Below are 20284 nucleotides of genomic sequence, written 5' to 3'. Positions count from 1 at the left end.
AACGGAGGAAAATGAATGGCAGAAGTATCAGTCAAACAACTTGCCACTGACATCGACACGCCGGTTGATCGTCTTCTCCAGCAGTTCGCCGATGCCGGTATCGTTAAGAGCAAGGCCGACGACATGATCAGCGAGTCTGAGAAACAGACTCTGCTGGCTCATCTGAAGAAACAGCATGGAGGTGACGAGATCACCGCGCCTGCCCGCATGACCTTGCAGCGCAAGACCAAGAGCACCCTGAGTGTTCAGGGGACTGGCGGCAAGAATAAAGAAGTGCAGGTAGAAGTACGCAAGACTCGCACCTATGTAAAACGCTCGGCGCTGGAAGATGAACAGCGTCAGGCGGAAGCCGAGGAAAAAGCGCGTTTGGAAGCAGAAGAAAAAGCTCGCCACGAGGCCGAAGACAAGGCCCGTCGCGAGGCTGAGGAGAAGGCTCGCCGTGAGGCTGAGCAGGCTCGTCGTGAAGCTGAGGAAAAGGCGCGGATCGAGGCACAACAGAAGGCTCGACAGGCTCAAAAGCCCGCCAAAGCAGCCGTTAGCACAGCTCAGCAAGAGGCAGAAAAGATGGCCAAGCGCGAAGCAGAAGAACTGAAGCGCCAACAAGAACAAGCAGCCTTGACCAAGGCTGAGGAACTCGCCGCCAAGAAAGCCGAAGAGGCTCGCGTCATGGCGGAACAGAACGCAACTCGCTGGGCCGAGGAAGAAGCCGCTCGTGCCAAAGAGAGCAGCGACTACCATCTGACCACCAACAAGCACGCGCAAGCGGCTGAAGATGAGTTGGATCGCAAGGAAGAAACCAGCCGTCGTACCGCGGCCGCCGCCAAGGGACCGAAGAAAGTCGGTCGCCGTGACGACGATCGCAACGATCGCAACTCCCGTGACCCGCGCGCTCGCAAGGGCAAGCGTGGCAAGGTTGCCATGCCGAACGCCATGAAGCACGGCTTCAACAAGCCGGCCGCCGTGGTGAACCGCGACGTGGTGATCGGTGAGACCATCACTGTGGCCGAGTTGGCCAACAAGATGGCCGTCAAGGGCGTCGAAGTCATCAAGGTGATGATGAAGATGGGTGCCATGGCCACCATCAACCAGGTCATCGACCAGGAAACCGCTCAGCTGGTTGCCGAGGAGATGGGCCACAAAGTGGTGCTGCGTCGTGAGAACGAGCTGGAAGAGGCGGTGCTGTCCGATCGTGACGAGACCTCCGAAGCCAAGCCGCGCGCGCCGGTTGTGACCATCATGGGTCACGTCGACCACGGCAAGACCTCGCTGCTGGATTACATCCGTAAAGCCAAGGTTGCCGCAGGCGAAGCCGGTGGCATTACCCAGCACATCGGTGCTTATCACGTCGAAACCGAAAGCGGCATGATCACCTTCCTGGATACCCCAGGTCACGCGGCCTTTACCTCCATGCGTGCTCGTGGTGCCCAGGCAACGGATATCGTGGTGCTGGTGGTGGCGGCCGATGACGGCGTCATGCCGCAGACCATCGAAGCCATCCAGCACGCCAAGGCGGCCGGTGTGCCCCTGGTGGTGGCGGTCAACAAGATCGACAAGCCGGAAGCGGATCCGGATCGCGTCAAGACCGAGCTGGCCCGTTACAACGTCATGTCCGAAGACTGGGGTGGCGATTGCCAGTTCGTCCATGTCTCCGCCAAGTCTGGCGAGGGCATCGACGATTTGCTGGAAGCCATCCTGATCCAGGCCGAAGTCCTGGAGCTGAAAGCGGTGTTCGATGGCATGGCCAACGGCGTCGTGATCGAGTCCTTCCTGGACAAGGGTCGTGGTCCGGTTGCCACCGTGCTGGTACAGGAAGGTACCCTGCGTCAGGGCGACATCGTGCTGTGCGGTCTGGAATACGGTCGTGTGCGCGCCATGCGTGACGAACTGGGTCGCGAGATCAAGGAAGCGGGTCCGTCCCTGCCGGTGGAAATCCTCGGCCTGTCCGGCGTTCCCTCTGCCGGTGACGAAGCCACCGTCGTGCGTGACGAGAAGAAAGCCCGCGAAGTGGCGCTCTATCGTCAGGGCAAGTTCCGCGAAGTCAAGCTGGCTCGCCAGCAGAAGGCCAAGCTGGAGAACATGTTCGCCAACATGACCGAGGGCGAAGTGTCCGAAGTGAACGTGGTGATCAAGGCCGACGTACAGGGTTCCGTGGAAGCGATCTGCGATGCGCTGGTCAAGCTCTCCACCGACGAGGTCAAGGTCAAGATTGTGGGCTCCGGCGTAGGTGGTATCACCGAAACCGACGCCACCCTGGCTGCCGCTTCCAGCGCCATCCTGGTGGGCTTCAACGTCCGTGCCGACGCTTCCGCGCGCAAGGTCATCGATGCCGAGAGCCTGGATCTGCGTTACTACTCCGTCATCTATGACCTGATCGACGAAGTGAAGCAGGCCATGAGCGGCATGCTGGCCCCTGAGTATCGTCAGGAGATCATCGGTCTGGCTGAAGTCCGCAGCGTCTTCAAGTCACCGAAGTTCGGCGCTGTTGCCGGCTGTATGGTCACCGAGGGTGTGGTCAAGCGTTCCAACCGTATTCGCGTTCTGCGCGACAACGTGGTTATCTATGAAGGCGAGCTGGAATCCCTGCGTCGCTTCAAGGATGACGTCAACGAGGTCCGCAATGGTTACGAGTGTGGTATCGCGGTCAAGAACTACAACGACGTACGCGAAGGCGACCAGATCGAAGTTTACGAGACCGTTGAAATCCAGCGGACTCTGTAAGCCGAGCGTGAATCAAAATAGGGGGCCACGGCCCCCTTTTATCGCAGGATAGAATATGGCCAGAGAATTCAGCCGGACCCGTCGGGTCGGGCAGCAGATCCAGCGTGAAATCGCGCTGATCCTGCAGCGTGAGGTGAAAGACCCGCGCATCGGCATGGTGACCGTTTCCGATGTGGAAGTGTCCAAGGACCTGAACTATGCCAAGATTTACGTCACCTTCCTGCAGCTGGAGAATGACGCCGAGCGCATCGCGGAAGGGCTCAAGGGCCTGACCGAAGCCGCCGGCTACATCCGCAGCCTGCTGGGCAGCGCCATGCGTCTGCGGGTGGTGCCGGAGCTGCGCTTCTACTACGACCAGACCCTGGTCGAGGGGATGCGCCTCTCCAACCTGGTGACCAACACTGTGCGTGAAGACAAGCGTCGCATGACCGAAGCCGGCCGTGACGAAGACGAAGCCGCACCGGATGATACTACTGAGGACAAAGCCTGAGATGTCTCGAAGACGTCGTTTCAAGGGCCGTGACGTACACGGTATCCTGCTGCTGGACAAGCCCACCGGCCTGACTTCCAACGATGTGTTGCAGAAGGTCAAGCGCATCTACAACGCCGCCAAGGCCGGCCACACCGGCGCCCTGGATCCCCTGGCGACCGGCATGCTGCCGATCTGCCTCGGTGAGGCGACCAAGTTTTCCCAGTATCTGCTGGAGGCGGACAAGCGCTATGAGGTGACCGCCAAGCTCGGCGAACGCACCAACACCAGCGACTCCGACGGCGAGGTGGTCTCCACCCGACCGGTAAACGTGGCCGTGGGTACCCTGATCGAGGCCCTGGACCAATTCCGCGGCCTCATCATGCAGGTGCCGTCCATGTACTCCGCCCTCAAGCACAACGGCCGTCCGCTCTACGAGTACGCCCGTGAAGGCATCGAGATCGAGCGGGAAGCGCGCCCCATCACCGTATTCGAGCTCAAACTGCTGAGCTTCGAAGGGGATGAGGTGCGCCTCGAGGTGCATTGCAGCAAGGGTACCTACATCCGTTCCCTGGTGGACGATCTCGGCGAAGTGCTGGGCTGTGGCGCGCACGTCACCCAGCTGCGCCGCACCCAGGTCGCGACCTATCCCTATGATCGGATGCTGACCCTGGATCAGCTCGAGTGCATCTTCGAGCAGGCCAAGGCCGAGAGCATCCCGCCGCGGGAGCAGCTGGATCCCCTACTGCTGCCCATGGATACCGCCGTGGCGTCCCTGCCCGAGGTGAACATGCTGGCAACGGTCGCCGCCTATGTGAACCAGGGCCAGGCGGTCCAGGTCGCGGGTGCGCCGCAGAGCGGTCAGGTCCGCATGACGGTCGGTCCGGAGCGTGAGTTCATCGGGGTGGGCGAGATCGACGACGACGGGCGCGTGGCGCCCAAGCGTCTGGTGCGCTATCACGACGAACAGGACGAGGAGTGATCCTCAGGCGGTATAGGCCATCTTGCCGATCGCTGCGCTTTCTCGTTGCGAAAGCGAGCGGGTGCGATTATGATACCGCCCTCATTTCATGGCTGAATTAGAGATCGGCTGTGAACCTTTAAACTCTCTACTGGAGTAATACCATGTCTCTAAATGCTGAGATCAAAGCTTCCATCGTTGCTGACAACGCTCGCGCTGCCAACGACACTGGCTCCCCCGAAGTGCAGGTTGCCCTGCTGACTGCCCAGATCAACCATCTGCAAGGTCACTTCAAGGAGCACGCCAAGGATCACCACGGTCGTCGCGGTCTGCTGCGCATGGTTTCCCAGCGTCGTAAGCTGCTGGACTACCTGAAGCGTAAAGACGTTCAGCGTTACGCTGCTCTGATCGCCAAGCTGGGTCTGCGTCGTTAATCGACCATCAGATTTCGCGAAAAAGGGGAACCTCAGGGTTCCCCTTTTTTCTTGCCTGTTTTTCGGTTGCCGCAAGCCGTTGCCTGCCTCACAGAATGGGTATCGCCGCTTACCTTTTGGCTCGAATCAAGTATACTTGCACGCGAATTTAAAGGCCCAAATTGTAAAAAGGAAATTCACGTGAATCCTATTGTAAAGTCATTCCAGTACGGTCAACACACCGTTACCCTGGAAACCGGTGTGATGGCCCGTCAAGCCACTGCGGCCGTCATGGTCAGCATGGACGATACCTGCGTATTTGTGACCGTCGTCGGCAAGAAAGAGGCCGATCACGGCCGTGATTTCTTCCCGCTGACCGTCAACTACCAGGAGCGTACCTATGCTGCTGGTCGTATCCCGGGTGGTTTCTTCCGTCGTGAAGGTCGTCCGAGCGAAGGCGAGACCCTGATCTCCCGCCTGATCGATCGTCCTATCCGCCCGCTGTTCCCGGAAGGCTTCCTCAATGAGGTTCAGGTGGTTGCCACCGTCATGTCCGTGAACCCGCTGGTTTCCCCGGACATCGTCGCCATGATCGGTGCCTCCGCGGCCCTGGCCATCTCCGGCATCCCGTTCGGCGGCCCCATCGGTGCAGCCCGCGTGGGTTACATGAACGGTCAGTACGTGCTGAACCCGACCACCAAGGAACTGCCGGAGAGCGATCTGGACCTGGTGGTTGCCGGTACCGCCAATGCGGTGCTGATGGTGGAATCCGAAGCGGCCATCCTGTCTGAAGAGACCATGCTGGGCGCGGTCGTCTACGGTCACGACCAGATGCAGACCGTCATCAACGCCATCAACGAATTCGCCGCAGAAGTCGGTACCAAGCCCTGGGCCTGGACTGCGCCTGCCGTCAACGAAGCCCTGAAGGCCAAGGTGGCCGAGCTGGCCTCTGCCGATCTGGGTGAAGCCTACCGCATCACCGAGAAGGCCGTGCGCTACGAAGCCATCGGTGCCATCAAGGCCCGTGTGGTGGAGCAAGTCATCGCCTCCGGCGTGGAAGAAGATGCCAAGAAGATCGGCGAAGAGTTCCACAGCCTGGAGAGCCGCATCGTCCGTGGCCGTGTGGTCCGTGGCGAGCCGCGCATCGATGGTCGTGATCCGGAAATGATCCGCGCCCTGTCCGTCGGCACCGGCATCCTGCCGCGCGCTCACGGCTCCGCTCTGTTCACCCGTGGTGAGACTCAGGCCATCGTGGTCGCGACCCTGGGTACTGAGCGTGACGCCCAGAACATCGACGAGCTGTCCGGCCACCGTGCCGACCGCTTCATGCTGCACTACAACTTCCCGCCGTACTGCGTCGGTGAGACCGGCATGATGGGCAGCCCCAAGCGTCGCGAGATCGGTCACGGCCGTCTGGCCAAGCGCGGCGTCGCTGCTGTGATGCCGAGCGCCGCCGAGTTCCCGTACGTGGTGCGCGTGGTCTCCGAGATCACCGAATCCAACGGTTCCTCCTCCATGGCCTCCGTCTGTGGTTCCTCCCTGGCGCTGATGGACGCCGGTGTGCCGATCAAGGCCTCCGTCGCCGGTATCGCCATGGGTCTGGTGAAGGAAGAAGAGGGCTTCGTCGTGCTGTCCGACATCCTGGGTGACGAAGATCACCTGGGCGACATGGACTTCAAGGTTGCCGGTACCACCGAGGGTGTGACCGCCCTGCAGATGGACATCAAGATCGAAGGCATCACCAAGGAGATCATGGAGATTGCCCTCAAGCAAGCCCGTGGCGCTCGCCTGCACATCCTGAAGGTGATGGACGAAGCCATCCAGGCGCCGCGCGCCGAGATCTCCGACTTCGCCCCGCGCATCCACACCATCAAGATCAATCCTGAGAAGATCAAGGACGTGATCGGCAAGGGTGGTTCCGTGATCCGCGCCCTGACCGAAGAGACCGGCACCAACATCGAGCTGGATGATGACGGTACCGTCCGCATCTCCGCCGTCGACAACGATGCCGCCAAGGAAGCGATCCGTCGCATCGAGGCCATCACCGCCGAGATCGAAGTGAACCGCATCTACGAAGGCAAGGTTGTGCGTCTGGCCGACTTCGGTGCCTTCGTCAACATCCTGCCGGGTAAAGACGGCCTGGTGCACATCTCCCAGATCACCGATGCCCGCGTGCAGAACGTGGCCGACTTCCTGAAGATCGGCGATGTGGTGAAGGTGAAGGTACTGGAAGTGGATCGTCAGGGCCGTGTGCGTCTCTCCATCAAGGAAGCGAATGCACCGACCGAGGCCGCTCCGGCCGCCGAAGCCGTTGCCGTCGAGGCACCTGCCGCCGAATAAGGCTGCAACGCTGTGAAAGAGCCGACCTCAGGGTCGGCTTTTTTATGCTTCTTTTCTCCTGCGGTTGATTTTGTCAGCAAGAGAGATTGTTCCTTTCGACACCAATTGTTATAAGAGACGACTCCCCGCCTCGCTGTCAAAAGGAATTGCAGTATGTCATGGGCCTATCTCAGGCAATTTACCCCGCTGGTCTGGATCGTCATCCTGGGCACCTTCATGGTGCGGACCACCTTCTTCATGGTCTGGCCTTTCCTCTCTATCCTGCTCTACCGCGATTACGATCTCTCGGCGACCCTGATCGGTCTCATCCTGGGGGCGACGGCGGCCCTCTCCACCCTGGTCAGCTTCTATGGGGGCTGGCTGTCGGACAAGTGGGGGCGGCGCAATATCCTGTTGTTTGGCTGCCTGATCTCCGCCCTGAGTGTGGGATTGCTCGGCCTCTCCCATCAGGTCTCCTGGCTGGCGCTCGGGGTGATCGGCAGCGGCCTCTCCTACGGCTTGATCGACTCGCCGGGCAAAGCCCTGATGGCCGATAGCCTGGTCGAGCCCAAGGCGCGCGAGCTGGCGCTGCACTTGCGCTATTTCCTGCTGAACCTGGGGACGGCCATAGGCCCCCTGCTCGGGGTCAGCTACGGTCTGAGCGCCCGGCAGGAGACCTTCCTGCTGCTCAGCGCCAGCTACCTGCTGCTGGGCTTCATCTTCATCATCGGCTTTCGGCTGGCGGGCTGTCAGGGGAGCCGGGCGGCCGGTCCAGACATGCGCGCCGTGCTGCGGGTGCTCTGGCTGGACCGTGGCTTCCTGCTGTTGACCCTGGCCAACCTCTTGCTGATGCTGGTCTACGCCCAGTTCGAGTCACCCCTCATCCAGTACCTGACCCGGGCCGGGACGCCCGAGGTGGAGCACCTCATCGGCTGGTTGGTGGCGACCAATGCCCTGACCATAGTGATACTGCAGTTTCCCTTGCTGCATCTCACGGCCAGCTGGCACACCAAGCGCAGGCTGCAGCTCGGGGTGGCCTTCTTCCTCGGCGCCCAGCTGCAATTTGCACTCGGGGACACCGCCATCTGGTGGCACTGGATAGTGGCAGTGATCCTGCTCAGCATCGGCGAGTGCATCCTGTTCCCCTTGCTCAACGTGCTGGTCGACCAGATGGCGCCGGAGCACCTCAAGGGGAGCTACTTCGGGGCTGCGTCCATGTCTGGGCTGGGGATCGCCATCGGGGCCTTGCTGGGGGGCTGGATCCTGGCGAACTGGGGAGGCGCCTGGCTTTACGGCGTGATGGCCCTGCTCTGCCTGGCCATCTTGCAGCTCTACGGATGGGGGGCGAGGACTCCCCGGCCAGCCCGGATCCGGGCCGAGGCCGAGTCCTGAGACTAGAAGGTCAGCACCTTGTCGGCGGCCAGGGTCCACTGGGCCAGCAGGGGCAGGGTGCCTATCTCTATGCCTTCGATGAGGGGCAGGGGGCTGATGCCGCGGGCATCGGTGCAGGTCTTGCACAGCCTGATCAGGGTGCCCTGGGCCAGCAGGATCTCCAGCATCTGGCGCAGGTTGTAGCCCTCCGCCGGAGCCTGGCTCGCTAGGGCGGCGCCGACGGCATCGGACATCAGGAACAGCTTCAGGACGACACCGCCCTGCTCGTTGAGTGCGATGGCGAGGCGCAGGGCGTTGAACAGGGATTCGCTGCCGTAGGGGGCGCCGTTGGCGATGATGACGACTTGCTGCTTCATGGGTCTCTCCACAGGGAAAAATGTCATTGTAGCGCCAGACGGATTCGATCAGCATGATGCAGTGCAAACTCTGTCGTAGCCCTTGCCCTGCTGGCTTGACCTGAGCGCATGAGTCGGGTCTCATGGGCAGCCATCCAGTATGAAAGCACCATGAGGTCGTTATGTGGAAAATTGCCGGAATTGGCATATTACTGTTGGCCGGTCAGGCCCATGCCAGTGAAAACGTCGGCTGCAAGGCCAAGCATCAGGCGGTGACGGATCAGCTCGTGTTCGCCAAGGCGCACAACAACGCCGATCAGGTGGCCGGGCTGGAGCAGGCCCTGCGCAACATCGAGACCCACTGCACCGATGCCAGGCTCATCGAGGAGCAGCAAGAGAAGGTCGCCAAGCAGAGGGAAGAGGTGGAAGAGCGGCTGGCAGATCTGCAGAGCGCCCGGGTCTCGGGCAAGCCGGACAAGATCGCCAAGAAGCAGGCCAAGCTGGAGGAGTCCCAGGCCGAGCTGCTGGAGGGTCAGCGTGAACTCGAGGCGTTGCAGAAACTGGTCAAGCCCTGAGGGCGAGCAGCGCAATAGAAAAAGCCGGGCATGCCCGGCTTTTTCTATGGGTGTAAGGTGCGGCCCTGGAGCCGTCGACCTTAGTTGTTACTGCCGGTGCATCCGGACGAACTTGTCCAGCAACTGCTCCTCGGTTTCCACATGGGCGGGATCCCAGATGATGCAATCGATGGGACAGACGCTGATGCAGGTGGGCTTCTCATAGTGGCCGACGCATTCGGTGCAGCGATCCGGATCTATCTCGTAGATCTTGGCCCCCAGGGTGATGGCCTGGTTCGGGCACTCGGGATCGCACATGTCACAGTTGATGCATTTGCTGGTGATGAGCAGTGCCATCTCAGGCTGCCGAGTGGGGCTGACGGGTATCCTGACGCTCGCCGAGGTTGCGCAGCAGGATGCCGTAGTTGATGTCGACCTCTTTCGGGACCGGCACATAGACCACGTGGCCGTTGCCCGGTGCCGTGTCAATGAGCTCGCCCTTGCGGTTTTGCATCTGCTCCAGGTTGAAGCTGAGGTTGCCCTGGGGGGTCATCAGCTCCAGGCTGTTGCCCACCAGGAACTTGTTCTTCACTTCCACTTCTACCATGTCGCCCTGGCGACCGGTGATCTCGCCGACGAACTGCTGGGTGTCGGAGACGGAGTAGCCGTAGTCGTAGTTCTGGTACTCGCTGTGGTTGTGGCGGCGCAGGAAGCCCTCGGTGTAGCCGCGGTGGGCCAGGTTCTCGAGGGTGCCCATCAGGGTCGGATCGAATGGGCGACCGGCGACCGCGTCGTCGATGGCCTTGCGATAGACCTGGGCGGTACGGGCGCAGTAGTAGAAGGACTTGGTACGGCCTTCGATCTTGAGGGAATGCACCCCCATCCTGGTCAGGCGTTCCACGTGCTCGACGGCGCGCAGATCCTTGGAGTTCATGATGTAGGTGCCGTGCTCGTCCTCGAACGCTGTCATGAACTCACCGGGGCGGTTGGACTCTTCCAGCAGTACCAGGGCGTCGGTGGGTTTGCCTTGGCCCAGGGTCGGGTCGACTTTCTGCACGGCGATGGGCTCCTGACGATGGACGATCTGGCCCACCTCGTCTTCCTTGCCCTCGTGCACCTTGTATTCCCAGCGGCAGGAGTTGGTGCAGGTGCCCTGGTTCGGGTCGCGCTTGTTGATGTAGCCGGAGAGCAGGCAGCGACCGGAGTAGGCCATGCAGAGCGCCCCGTGGACGAAGACTTCCAGCTCCATCTCCGGCACCTGCATGCGGATCTCTTCGATCTCGTCCAGAGACAGTTCGCGGGAGAGGATGGCGCGGGTCAGGCCCATCTGGTGCCAGAATTTCACCGTGGCCCAGTTGACCGCGTTGGCCTGCACCGACAGGTGGATGGGCATGTCGGGGAAGGCTTCACGCATCATCATGATGAGACCGGGGTCGGACATGATGAGGGCATCCGGCTTCATGTCGACGACCGGCTTCATGTCGCGGATGAAGGTCTTCAGCTTGGAGTTGTGGGGCTGGATGTTGGCCACCACGTAGAACTGCTTGCCGAGGGCGTGGGCCTCGTTGATGCCAAGCTGCAGGTTCTCGTGATCGAATTCGTTGTTGCGTACCCGCAGGCTGTAGCGCGGCTGGCCCGCATAGACGGCGTCGGCGCCATAGGCGTAGGCGTAACGCATGTTTTTGAGGGTCCCGGCGGGGGAGAGCAATTCTGGTTTGAACATGTTGGACTCTTAATATCTGATTGCAAATCAGGACGGCGCCACCTGATGGCGTCGTATAGGTTCATCGGCACTGCGCGACCGTACTCGACGCACGGCCTCCGATGAGGGTTCACCCGGAGTACGAAATGGCTCGATACTCCCGATATAAAGGGTGCGAGATTGTACTCGCCAGCGGCTCATCATGCAATTTGAGCGGGTATGTTGAGGCGCCCATTCTGTTCATTTTACGCTCAGACTGCCGATGTTAGGGTGTCGGAGGGAGTACGTAACCGAGAGTTGACCGGAGAATGGATCTTTTCCGTGAAAAAGCCGCCTCTTCAAGTTGAAATTTTGGCCGACTCGGGAAAGAATGCGCGCTCGGTGATTGGTCTCGGGCGCGAGCGGATCGCAGCCAGGCCCGCCGAGGAGAAAATGGTCTCAGGCCCACAGGTACAGGAACTACACAGGAATTTTATGAATCCCCTTCGCATTGCCGCTTCGGCCCTATTTTGTACTCTGACCCTGGTCAGCCAGCAGGCCGCCGCCGTTGAATACGTGCTGCCCGCCGCCAACAGCCGTCTGATCGGTGAAAACCAGGAGTACGTGGTGCCTGCGGATAACCGTCCGCTTGAGCAGATCGCCTCCGACTTCCAGCTGGGCCTGACCAACATCATGGAAGCAAACCCGGGCGTCGACCCCTATCTGCCGACGCCGGGCAGCAAGCTGATCATCCCCCACCAGCTGATCCTGCCGAATGCGCCGCGCGAAGGGATCGTCATCAACGTGGCGGAGATGCGTCTCTACTACTACCCGAAAGGCCAGAACGTGGTGCAGGTGCTGCCCATCGGCATCGGCCAGCTAGGGGTGAACACCCCGGAGAACTGGATCACCAAGGTGGAGCGCAAGCGTGCCAACCCGACCTGGACCCCGACCGAGAATATCCGTCGCCGCTACGCCGCCCAGGGCAAGACCCTGCCCGCGGTCTGGCCGGCCGGCCCGGATAACCCCATGGGTCTGCACGCCCTTTACATCGGCAACCTGTACGCCATCCACGGCACCAACGCCACCTTCGGCATCGGCCTGCGGGTGAGCAGCGGTTGCGTGCGCCTGCGCGCCGACGACATCAAGTACCTGTTCGACAAGGTACCGGTCGGTACCCGCGTCCAGTTCGTGAACCAGCCGGTCAAGTCCACCGTCGAGCCGGATGGCGGTCGCTACATGGAGGTCCATGAGCCGCTGTCCCGTACCGAGGCCGAGTTCAACTCCACCGCCTCGGTGCCGCTGCCCATGACCCCGGCCATCACCCGCTTCATCGCCCACGCCGACAGCGATTCCAACCTGGTCAAACAGGTGCTGGAACAGCGCTCCGGTATGCCGACGCGCCTCAACCCGCAGGCTTGATAGCCTCAGGGTAGAGAGAAACAACAACGGCGACCCCAGGGTCGCCGTTGTTGTTTCTGCACGTTCGACTGACTCAGGCCGCAGGTGGGGCGTAGAGGGCGAGGCGGTTGCCTTCGGTGTCCTCGATGATGACCCGGGAGCCGTGACCGCTGCCGATGCTGTGCAGGGGCTCCAGTACCCGACCGCCGAGCCTCGGCACCATCTCCTCTGCCGCCCTCAACCTGTCTCCGAGGGCGAGGTAGATGAGAGGGCCTGTGCCACCCGGCTGGTGGTACTCATCCATGGGACCGAGGCAGGCGGCCGCGTTGTTGCCATCGTGGCGCAGCATGGCGAAGCGGATCTCCTCCTGGACCGGCGTGACCTCCACGTCGAGCAGGGCTGCGTAGAAGGCCATGGCGCGATCCAGATCCCGGGTCGGAATGTCGGCCCAAACCAGGGTGTTGTCCATCTTGGTGTTCTCCAGCAATATCCGGCCGATGCGACCGGCGGCTCTTGGAACCAGCCTGCGATCTTACTGCGAGGCGTGATCAAGGTTCCTGCGCTGCTCTTTACCGAGCTTCCGACCTCTCGCGACAGATCGTCAACAGGTTCTTAGAGGGTAGGAGCGGTCAATGGCGGTTGCCAGCCATAAAAAAGCGGCGCCTGATGGCGCCGTTTTTGCGTGAGGAAGCGAGAGGTTACTTGCCCGCGACGCTCAGGCCACCGAAGCGGATAAGGGGGGCGTAGAAGCCCTTGCCATCGTCGTGATGCAGCACATCGCCAATCGCCTCCAGCTCTCCCAGCAAACGGTAGAAGTTGCCCGCCACCGTGATGCCGCGCACCGGTTGCATCCGCTCGCCATCCCGGCACAGGAAGCCGGAGGCGCCGAACGAGAAGTCGCCGCTCACCGCATCGGCGCCGGAGTGCAGGCCATCCAGCTTGACCAGCTCCAGATACTCGCCGGCCTTGACCTCTGCCTCGGTGTGAGGACCCGTGCCAAAGACCAGGTGACGGGGAGCCACATCCAGGGCGCCGCGGGCGCTGCGAGCTGCCGCACCGTTGCTGGTCACGCCGAAGTGGTGGGCGCTGGCGCTGTTGTGCAGCAGGGTCTTGAGCTCCCCCTCACCGATGAGCAGCAGATCCCGGGTCGGCGTTCCCTCACCGTCGAACCCCTTGATGCGCATGCCCCCCGGCATATAGACCCGGCTCTCCAGGGTGAGCCAGCGGGAGGCCACGCTCTGGCCGAGTTTGCCGCGCCAGGGGTTGATCCCCTGCTGGGCCCACTTGCCCGACAGGGCCGACTGGAAGCAGCCAAACAGGCTGGCCAGGCAATCGAGGCTGAAGATCGCGCCGTAGCGACCGCTCGGCACGGCTTCACCGGGCAGGAGGCCATCGGCCATGGCATGGATCTGGGCGATGAGGCCGCTTGGGTCGAGTTCATCGAAGCGGCGGGCGATCTGCCCCTGATAGTGCATGGCGTGGCGGCCATCGCGCTCGACCAGGGCCGAGCTGTAGCAGCCGACGCTGAACTCCCTGTGCTGGCAGAGGGTCCCCTGGCTGTTGGCGAGCCAGAGTTGGCTCTCCCCCTCATACAGGCTGTTGTAGGGGGCACCGGTCATATCCGGCAGGGCCAGGATCTCCGACTCCAGACGCAGGGCCAGGGCGATCTTCTCCTCCACCGGCGTGCCGTCTGGCTGATGGATCTCGGCGCAATCCGTACTGAGCCGGCTCTGCTGCACCGAGATGCGCTGATCCGGGTCCACCTTGGCGAAGCGGCTGGCATCGAGGGCATCCTGCACCATGGCGTCCAGTGCCGACTCATCCAGGGATTCGGAGTAGGCGAGGCCGACCCGGCCGTCCTTGATGAGGCGGATGCCGAGCTGCTGGCTGCTGGTGACCTTGTATTCACTGAGCTCCCCCTTGTCCGCCTTGAGGGAGAAGGCTCTGTCCTGATTGGCGATGATGTCCGCCTCGGCGCCAAGGTCCGCGACCTTGTCCAACAGGCGGGTGAGCAGCGGGTTCATGTCGAGGGTGCTCATCAGGCGTTACCTCCTACCAGGATGTTGTCGACCTTCAGCTGGGGCTGACCGACGGAGGCGGGGATGGAACCCGACACCGAGCCGCACATGCCGGCGGAGATGGCCAGATCTTTACCCACCATGGAGATTTCCTGCAGGACTTGCGGGCCGGTGCCGATCAGGGTCGCCGACTTGAGGGGCTTGGTGACCTTGCCCTTCTCGATGAGGTAGGCCTCCTGCACGTTGAAGTTGAACTCGCCGGTACCCGGTTGCACCGAGCCGCCCCCCATGCGCTTGGCATAGATGCCGTATTCCACCGATGCCAGCATCTCATCCAGGCTGTGGTGGCCCGCCTCTATGTAGGTGTTGCGCATGCGCGACGCCGGGGCGAAGCGGTAGGACTCGCGCCGACCGGAGCCGGTGCGGGCATAGCCGGTCTTGAGGGCCCCCATCCTGTCCACCAGGAAGCCGGTGAGCATGCCGTCCTTGATGAGCTGAGTGTGTTGGGTCGCCATCCCCTCGTCATCGACGTTGATGGAGCCCCAGGCGTTGCCCTGCAGCCCTTCATCCACCGCGTTGACCACGGGGCTCGCGATGAGCTGGCCCATCTTGTCGTGGAACACAGAGGCCTTCTTGGCCACCGAGGTGGTCTCCAGCAGGTGGCCGCACGCCTCGTGGAAGATGACGCCGCCAAAGCCGCTCTCCAGGATGACCGGCAGGGTGCCACTCGGGCAGGGGGCTGCGCCGAGCTTCACCAGCGCCTGGCGGGTGGAGGAGAGGGCCAGCTCCCGGGGATCGATGAGGGCCGCATGTTCCCAGCCCATCATGGCCCCCGGGGCCTCATAACCCACGCTCTGCTCGCCGCCGTCCAGGGCTATGGTCTGGGCCGTGATGCGGTTGTAGTGGCGGCGATCACTCACCTGTAGCCCTTCGCTGTTGAAGATCTCCACCTCCTGCTCCCAGCCAAGGGCACTGCCGGAGAACTGGCTCACCTTGGCGCTCTCGGCGCGGGCGGCTGCGTCCATGGCATGGAGGTAGGCAATCTTCTGCTCCAGCTGCTTGTCCGCCGACAGGGGCAGGGCTATGGGGTTGCGATCGTTGAGCCGGGTGAAATCAAAGGCGGTGGCGGTCACCACGGGATCCCGCCTGTCCTTGGCTGCCAGGAGGCTCACGATGCGCAGCAGCTCGGCGCGATCGGCCAGGTTGGTGTAGCCGTACAGCACCTTGTGGCCGTAACAGAGGCGCACCCCTATGCCGAAATCGAGGCCACCGCTGATGGCCTCGATCTGGCTGGAGAGCAGGCTGAGCTGGCTGCGGCGCTTGCGCTCCACAAACAGCTCGGCGAAGTCGGCACCCAGCGCCAGGGCGTGATCGAGCACGTCGCGGGCGATGGCGGGGGCCAACAGGGAGAATGGAGTCATAGAATATCCTTTTCTGGTCTGTTTCCTGTTTGCTTCCGACGCTTTGGTTGAGATTGTTATGGAGCGTCGTCTGCATTGTTGCAGACCAAGATGAAAAAGTCGCCATGGCATCAGGCGATGAGTCCGATTGGAAAAACAGGAGCAGTAATTGCACCCGAGCGGCGGGGTCGCCCGGATTTGGGAAGGTCCCGGGTCAGGCCGCCGCCGAGGCGACGGCCATCGTCAAACTGGCAAGTCAGAGCAGTTCGTGGATCTCGCCGAGGATCTGGTCGACCCACTGCTCGATGCGGGAATCCGTCTGGTCGTACTGGTTGGCATCGTCGAGGGCCAGGCCGACAAAGTGGCGGCCATCGTCGATCAGCGCCTTGGAGGCATCGAATTCGTAGCCCTCGTTCGGCCAGTAGCCCACCAGCTTGACCCCCTTTGGCAGCAGCTGATCGTGCAGCAGGCCCAGGGCATCCTGATACCACTCGCCGTAACCCAGCTGATCGCCCATGCCGAACAGGGCGATGATGCGTCCCTCCAGTTCGACGTCCTGGATGTCTTCCCAGCGGGATTCCCAGTCTTCCTGCAGCTCGCCGAAATCCCAGGTGGAGATGCCGAGGATCAGGATGTCGTACTCCTGCATGCGGGCGAGGGGCACATCCTTGATGTTGTGGAGATCGACCAGCTCCGGGCCGATGAGGGCGCGGATCTTCTCGGCGGCCATCTCGGTGTAGCAGGTGGTTGAGCCGTAAAACAAACCTATCTTCATCGCACTTCTCTTGAACGCAGTTGGCCGCAGCCGGTGGGGCTGCCGGTGCCGGGCTCCCTGAGGGGGACCGGGGGAAGAGCGCCAGTCTAGCAGATTGCCGGTCGCCCTTCATCGGGCAAGAGGGTACTTGGCCGATGCCTGGCGCATCGGGTCGCGCTACAATGGCCCCTCGTTTGCCAAAGATCCGAGCCCCATGACCAAGCCAGCTCCCGCCCAGCACCATCATCCCCTGATAGAGCCCTTCCTCGACGCCCTCTGGCTGGAGCGGGGGCTGTCGGACAACACGGTCAGCTCCTATCGCACCGATCTGGAGAAGTTTGCACTCTGGCTGGATGGGCAGGGCAGCTCCCTGCTGCTGGCGAAGCTGGATGAGATCCAGCACTACCTCGCCTGGCGGGTGGATCAGCAGTTTGCCCCGAGCAGTACGGCCCGCTTCTTGTCGGCCCTGCGCCGTTTCTATCAGTATCTCAATCGGGAGAAGCTGCGAGCCGACGATCCCACGGTGCTGCTGGAGGGGCCCAAGTTGCCCAAGAAGCTGCCCGCGGATTTGAGCGAGGCTGAGGTGGAGGCGCTGCTCATGGCCCCCCTGGTGGACGATCCCCTGGAGCTGCGGGACAGGGCCATGCTGGAGCTGCTCTACGCCACCGGGCTGCGGGTCTCCGAGCTGGTGGGGCTCACCGCCGAGCATGTCAGCCTGCGCCAGGGGCTGGTGCGGGTGGTGGGCAAGGGCAACAAGGAGCGCCTGGTGCCCATGGGGGAGGAGGCCATTCACTGGCTCGAGCGCTACTTCAGGGAGGGGCGCACCCTGCTGCTCGGCGGTACCAGCTCGGACGTGGTCTTCCCCTCCAAACAGGCGAGGATGATGACCCGCCAGACCTTCTGGCATCGCATCAAGCTCTATGCCCAGCGCGCCGGGATCCGGGGCGAGCTCTCCCCCCATACCCTGCGCCACGCCTTCGCCACCCATCTGCTCAACCACGGCGCCGATCTGCGGGTGGTGCAGATGCTGCTGGGCCACGCGGATCTCTCCACCACCCAGATCTACACCCATGTGGCCAACGAGCGGCTCAAGGCGTTGCACGGGGAGCACCACCCCCGGGCCTGATGCAGGCCGTCTGCGAGTATTGCACCCATAAAAAAACCGCCAGCAGGCGGTTTTTTTCAATGCACGACAGGAGGTGGGATTATTTGCCCTGCTGGGATTTGAGCAGATCCCGGATCTCGGTCAGCAGCTCCTGATCCTTGGTGGGGCCGGCGGGGGCGGCCGCCTCTTCCTGCTTCTTCTTCAGGGTGTTGATGGCCTTGAGCCCCATGAAGATGGCGAAGGAGATGATCAGGAAGTCGATGATGGTCTGGATGAACTTGCCGTAGGCGATGACCACGGCGGGAACATCTCCCTCGGCGGCCTTCAGGGTGACGGCGAGATCGCTGAAGTCCACGCCCCCCAGGATGAGGCCGATGGGGGGCATGATGACGTCGCCCACGAAGGAGGAGACTATCTTGCCGAAGGCGGCGCCTATGATGATACCCACCGCCATGTCGATGACGTTGCCTCTGGCCGCAAAGGCCTTGAACTCTTGAATCAGACTCATGTTCCCCTCCAAAAATGGGATGGAGGCGGCCGCTACCGCCCCTCGGTTTGAATAATAAAGCATCAGGAAAACAGAGGGATGACCATCGTGTTTCCTGTCGTCCCGTTTAGCTTGCGGGGCATCGGTCCAATTGGCAACCTTCCGGAATAGGAATTTTTAACATTCGGCCCTATTAATCTATCGCTAACTAAATCGGTCACGGGGGCTGAGTCGGCAGTCGAGCCGCTGGCGTTGAAGCCTGGACTGGCCGGGTGAATGGCTTGTGACCGATGGCATTGGAGAAAGAAAGAAAAGGGCCATGGTCTCAGCCATGGCCCTGGAGGTTTTAGGAAACCCTGTTTACGCCCTTAAGGAGTCGGGCAATTCGGACAGACCGGGCAGAGCGGGCAGGTGGCGGTTGCCGTATCCGTGTCGCTGCCAAAGCCGAGCGGCGCCGTCCCCGTGGCCGTGACCGTATCGCTGAAGGAGATGGACCCCGGATTCTCGGAGCCTGCGCTGCCCGGGGTATAGGAGCCCGAGTAGTCCTTGCAGCTCGCCGCGCTCAGCGCGCCTATGGCGTGAACGAAGTCATCGGCGGTATTGGCCGGTGTGCCGTGATCATCGGTGACCGTGACCCCGCTCAGGTTCAGTGGCGGTACGCCACCCAGACCCGTGGTGTTACAGACCTGACCACTGTAGTCGACCCTGATCACCAGCTGGCTACCCGCATCGATGACCTTGGTATTACAGGCCTTGGTGACGCTGATCCCCGGCGTTCTCTCTACACGGGGACAGGCGGCCGTAGCGGAAGCCGTGATCGACTGCACCCCACCGTTGCTGGAGGCGGCCTTGACGCTGATGCCGTTGGTCGGCGCATTACCGGTGGACTCGAAGCTGCCGGTGTAGTTTTCAGCGCTTCCCTTGGCGATGGAGTCGAACGTATCGACGACGAAGTCATCGCTGGTATCGGCCGGGGTGCCGTTGTCATCAGTGACGACCACGTTATAGATGGTACCGAAGCCACCGTTGGTGACCGTCCCCTCGAAGTTGAAGGTGAAGCCGGTTTCATCGCCGTTGAGATCGCCGCTGGTACAGGTCTTGGTGATCTCGACCTTACACAGCTCGAAGTTATCCAGCACGAAGTCTTTCTGTGCCGCGGTGAAGGAACTGGAGGAGCGGGTCTCGGCCATGAAGCTGCTGAAGCAGCCATCACTGCCCCCCACTATCTGGCTGAGGTTGATCCCCCCCTCGAAGAAGCTCTCGAAGGGGAAGATCCCCTTGGTGCCGCTCTTCGGGGTGTAGTCGCTCCACAGGCCGCTGACACCGTTCGCCAGGGCGCTGCCGGGGACGGGCACATTACCCGTGTTGGTCAGGGCGCAGGCGAGGTTGGCACCGCCTTGATTGGCGCAGACGACGTCGTTGGCCCCCGAGCCTTGCAGCTTGAGTCGCAGGTTGGTGGCGGCACACTGACCCGCTTGCGGGTTGTTGTTGGCAGCCTTGCTACAGGTCGGATCCCAGGTCACGACGGCCAGGTAGGGGACCGCGTTGCTCGCCTGGGGGAAGTTGATGAGGACGAGTGTGTCCCCGGCGGTATGCTTGCCGCTGAACTTGCCGTTGGGCAGGGCAGTCACCTTCTGTTTGAAGAACCAGAAGCCCATGAAGGCATCACCGACGTTTGAAATTCTGTCGGCGCCGAAATAGAGCAACAGATCGTTGTTCTCGTTGTAAGCGGCGGCATAGGCATGGGTCAGATCATCCTTGTCGGGGACGGATCCATCGCTCCAAGCCCATTTATCGATGTCCAGTATGTCCTTGTCCCCCCCTCCGTGGATGGTTCTGGGGGCCGTGTCCTGAATGATGCCGGTAAACTTGGTGGCCCCACCGCTGCTGGGCGGGGTGGCCCAGTCATCGCTGTTGGCGACCGGGTTATCATCCTGGGGGTTGGCATCGAGCTCGAACGGTGACTCCGCCGTCGCGGCCCATACCGGTACGCTGAGTGCCATTAGTAGGGCCGTGAGGCCCAGGCGCTGGCGCCAACAGCGGGGCCAGAGATGCGTGAATTGAGTACCCATGTTGCATTCCTTCTGCTTGGTGTTGTCCATGTCGTCCGGCTCATCTTGCGTAGCGGGATCGGCGCAGCACCAGTGCAGGCTTTGTTCCAAGTTATTAATGCATTGAAAATGAACATAAAATGCAAAAATCGACGGGTTGGAATGCTGAGGTGTTGTTAGCCGAATGGAGCAAAGATCCGGGAGTGCCCGGCGCCGGGGCCCGGCG

The 20284-nt window shown here is 61.9% G+C and carries 18 protein-coding genes; 9 read left to right on the top strand and 9 right to left on the bottom strand.

Annotated features, from left to right (window positions below; genetic code table 11):
• Nucleotides 1-15 precede the first annotated feature (15 nt).
• The 6 genes from infB to ACT5M9_RS06535 all read left to right on the top strand — a co-directional run bounded on the left by infB (nt 16) and on the right by ACT5M9_RS06535 (nt 8272).
• Nucleotides 16-2718 carry a translation initiation factor IF-2 gene (gene infB, locus ACT5M9_RS06560; protein ID WP_457980860.1) on the top strand — a complete coding sequence of 901 codons (2703 nt, stop codon included), beginning with the start codon at nt 16-18 and terminating at the stop codon, nt 2716-2718.
• A gap of 55 nt (nt 2719-2773) precedes the next feature.
• Nucleotides 2774-3208: a 30S ribosome-binding factor RbfA gene (gene rbfA / locus ACT5M9_RS06555; RefSeq protein ID WP_100861222.1), complete on the top strand. Its 435-nt coding sequence runs from the start codon at nt 2774-2776 to the stop codon at nt 3206-3208.
• Between the two features lies 1 nt (nt 3209).
• Nucleotides 3210-4169 (top strand): tRNA pseudouridine(55) synthase TruB, encoded by a 960-nt coding sequence (truB, locus tag ACT5M9_RS06550; RefSeq protein ID WP_457980862.1) that lies wholly within the window; start codon nt 3210-3212, stop codon nt 4167-4169.
• 143 nt (nt 4170-4312) lie between these two features.
• A complete protein-coding gene (rpsO, locus tag ACT5M9_RS06545; RefSeq protein WP_100861224.1) occupies nt 4313-4582 on the top strand; it encodes a 30S ribosomal protein S15 in 270 nt (89 codons plus the stop codon).
• A 180-nt stretch (nt 4583-4762) separates the two neighbouring features.
• On the top strand, nt 4763-6901 hold the full coding sequence (pnp, locus tag ACT5M9_RS06540; RefSeq protein ID WP_457980864.1) for a polyribonucleotide nucleotidyltransferase: 2139 nt from the start codon (nt 4763-4765) through the stop codon (nt 6899-6901).
• Nucleotides 6902-7054: 153 nt separating this feature from the next.
• Complete coding sequence (locus ACT5M9_RS06535; RefSeq protein ID WP_457980866.1) at nt 7055-8272, top strand: MDR family MFS transporter; 1218 nt, start codon at nt 7055-7057, stop codon at nt 8270-8272.
• Nucleotides 8273-8274: 2 nt separating this feature from the next.
• Here ACT5M9_RS06535 and ACT5M9_RS06530 read toward each other — a convergent pair whose 3' ends face one another.
• Complete coding sequence (locus tag ACT5M9_RS06530; RefSeq protein ID WP_457980868.1) at nt 8275-8628, bottom strand: DsrE/DsrF/TusD sulfur relay family protein; 354 nt, start codon at nt 8626-8628, stop codon at nt 8275-8277.
• A gap of 161 nt (nt 8629-8789) precedes the next feature.
• Here ACT5M9_RS06530 and ACT5M9_RS06525 point away from each other — a divergent pair, with 161 nt between their 5' ends.
• A complete protein-coding gene (locus ACT5M9_RS06525) occupies nt 8790-9182 on the top strand; it encodes a DUF1090 domain-containing protein (protein ID WP_457980870.1) in 393 nt (130 codons plus the stop codon).
• 87 nt (nt 9183-9269) lie between these two features.
• Here ACT5M9_RS06525 and ACT5M9_RS06520 read toward each other — a convergent pair whose 3' ends face one another.
• Complete coding sequence (locus ACT5M9_RS06520) at nt 9270-9518, bottom strand: YfhL family 4Fe-4S dicluster ferredoxin (RefSeq protein WP_438551949.1); 249 nt, start codon at nt 9516-9518, stop codon at nt 9270-9272.
• A 1-nt stretch (nt 9519) separates the two neighbouring features.
• On the bottom strand, nt 9520-10884 hold the full coding sequence (gene trhP, locus ACT5M9_RS06515; protein WP_457980876.1) for a prephenate-dependent tRNA uridine(34) hydroxylase TrhP: 1365 nt from the start codon (nt 10882-10884) through the stop codon (nt 9520-9522).
• Nucleotides 10885-11337: 453 nt separating this feature from the next.
• Here trhP and ACT5M9_RS06510 point away from each other — a divergent pair, with 453 nt between their 5' ends.
• Nucleotides 11338-12264, top strand: coding sequence for a L,D-transpeptidase family protein (locus tag ACT5M9_RS06510; protein WP_457980878.1), 927 nt, complete (start codon nt 11338-11340; stop codon nt 12262-12264).
• A 73-nt stretch (nt 12265-12337) separates the two neighbouring features.
• On the opposite strand, the gene ACT5M9_RS06505 is transcribed toward ACT5M9_RS06510, so the two are convergent.
• The 4 genes from ACT5M9_RS06505 to fldB all read right to left on the bottom strand — a co-directional run bounded on the left by ACT5M9_RS06505 (nt 12338) and on the right by fldB (nt 16436).
• The gene (locus tag ACT5M9_RS06505) at nt 12338-12730 is read right to left on the bottom strand and encodes a VOC family protein (protein ID WP_438551952.1); all 393 of its coding nucleotides are present in this window, start codon (nt 12728-12730) and stop codon (nt 12338-12340) included.
• Between the two features lie 211 nt (nt 12731-12941).
• Nucleotides 12942-14282, bottom strand: a complete 1341-nt coding sequence (locus ACT5M9_RS06500) for a TldD/PmbA family protein (protein ID WP_457980880.1) — start codon at nt 14280-14282, stop codon at nt 12942-12944.
• Nucleotides 14282-15682: a TldD/PmbA family protein gene (locus ACT5M9_RS06495; RefSeq protein ID WP_457980882.1), complete on the bottom strand. Its 1401-nt coding sequence runs from the start codon at nt 15680-15682 to the stop codon at nt 14282-14284. The genes ACT5M9_RS06500 and ACT5M9_RS06495 overlap by 1 nt, the downstream gene beginning before the upstream one ends.
• Nucleotides 15683-15917: 235 nt before the next feature.
• Nucleotides 15918-16436, bottom strand: coding sequence for a flavodoxin FldB (fldB, locus tag ACT5M9_RS06490; protein ID WP_457980884.1), 519 nt, complete (start codon nt 16434-16436; stop codon nt 15918-15920).
• Between the two features lie 193 nt (nt 16437-16629).
• Here fldB and xerD point away from each other — a divergent pair, with 193 nt between their 5' ends.
• Nucleotides 16630-17541 carry a site-specific tyrosine recombinase XerD gene (gene xerD / locus ACT5M9_RS06485; protein ID WP_457980886.1) on the top strand — a complete coding sequence of 304 codons (912 nt, stop codon included), beginning with the start codon at nt 16630-16632 and terminating at the stop codon, nt 17539-17541.
• 79 nt (nt 17542-17620) lie between these two features.
• Here xerD and mscL read toward each other — a convergent pair whose 3' ends face one another.
• Together mscL and ACT5M9_RS06475 are read right to left on the bottom strand one after the other, a co-directional pair.
• Nucleotides 17621-18028 (bottom strand): large-conductance mechanosensitive channel protein MscL, encoded by a 408-nt coding sequence (mscL, locus tag ACT5M9_RS06480; RefSeq protein WP_349919145.1) that lies wholly within the window; start codon nt 18026-18028, stop codon nt 17621-17623.
• Between the two features lie 347 nt (nt 18029-18375).
• Nucleotides 18376-20169 (bottom strand): hypothetical protein, encoded by a 1794-nt coding sequence (locus ACT5M9_RS06475; RefSeq protein WP_457980888.1) that lies wholly within the window; start codon nt 20167-20169, stop codon nt 18376-18378.
• Nucleotides 20170-20284: the final 115 nt, after the last annotated feature.

Source organism: Aeromonas sp. AE23HZ002T15, assembly GCF_054165525.2.
Note: the sequence above shows the minus strand (reverse complement) of the source record. Positions and strands in the feature narration are given on the sequence as shown.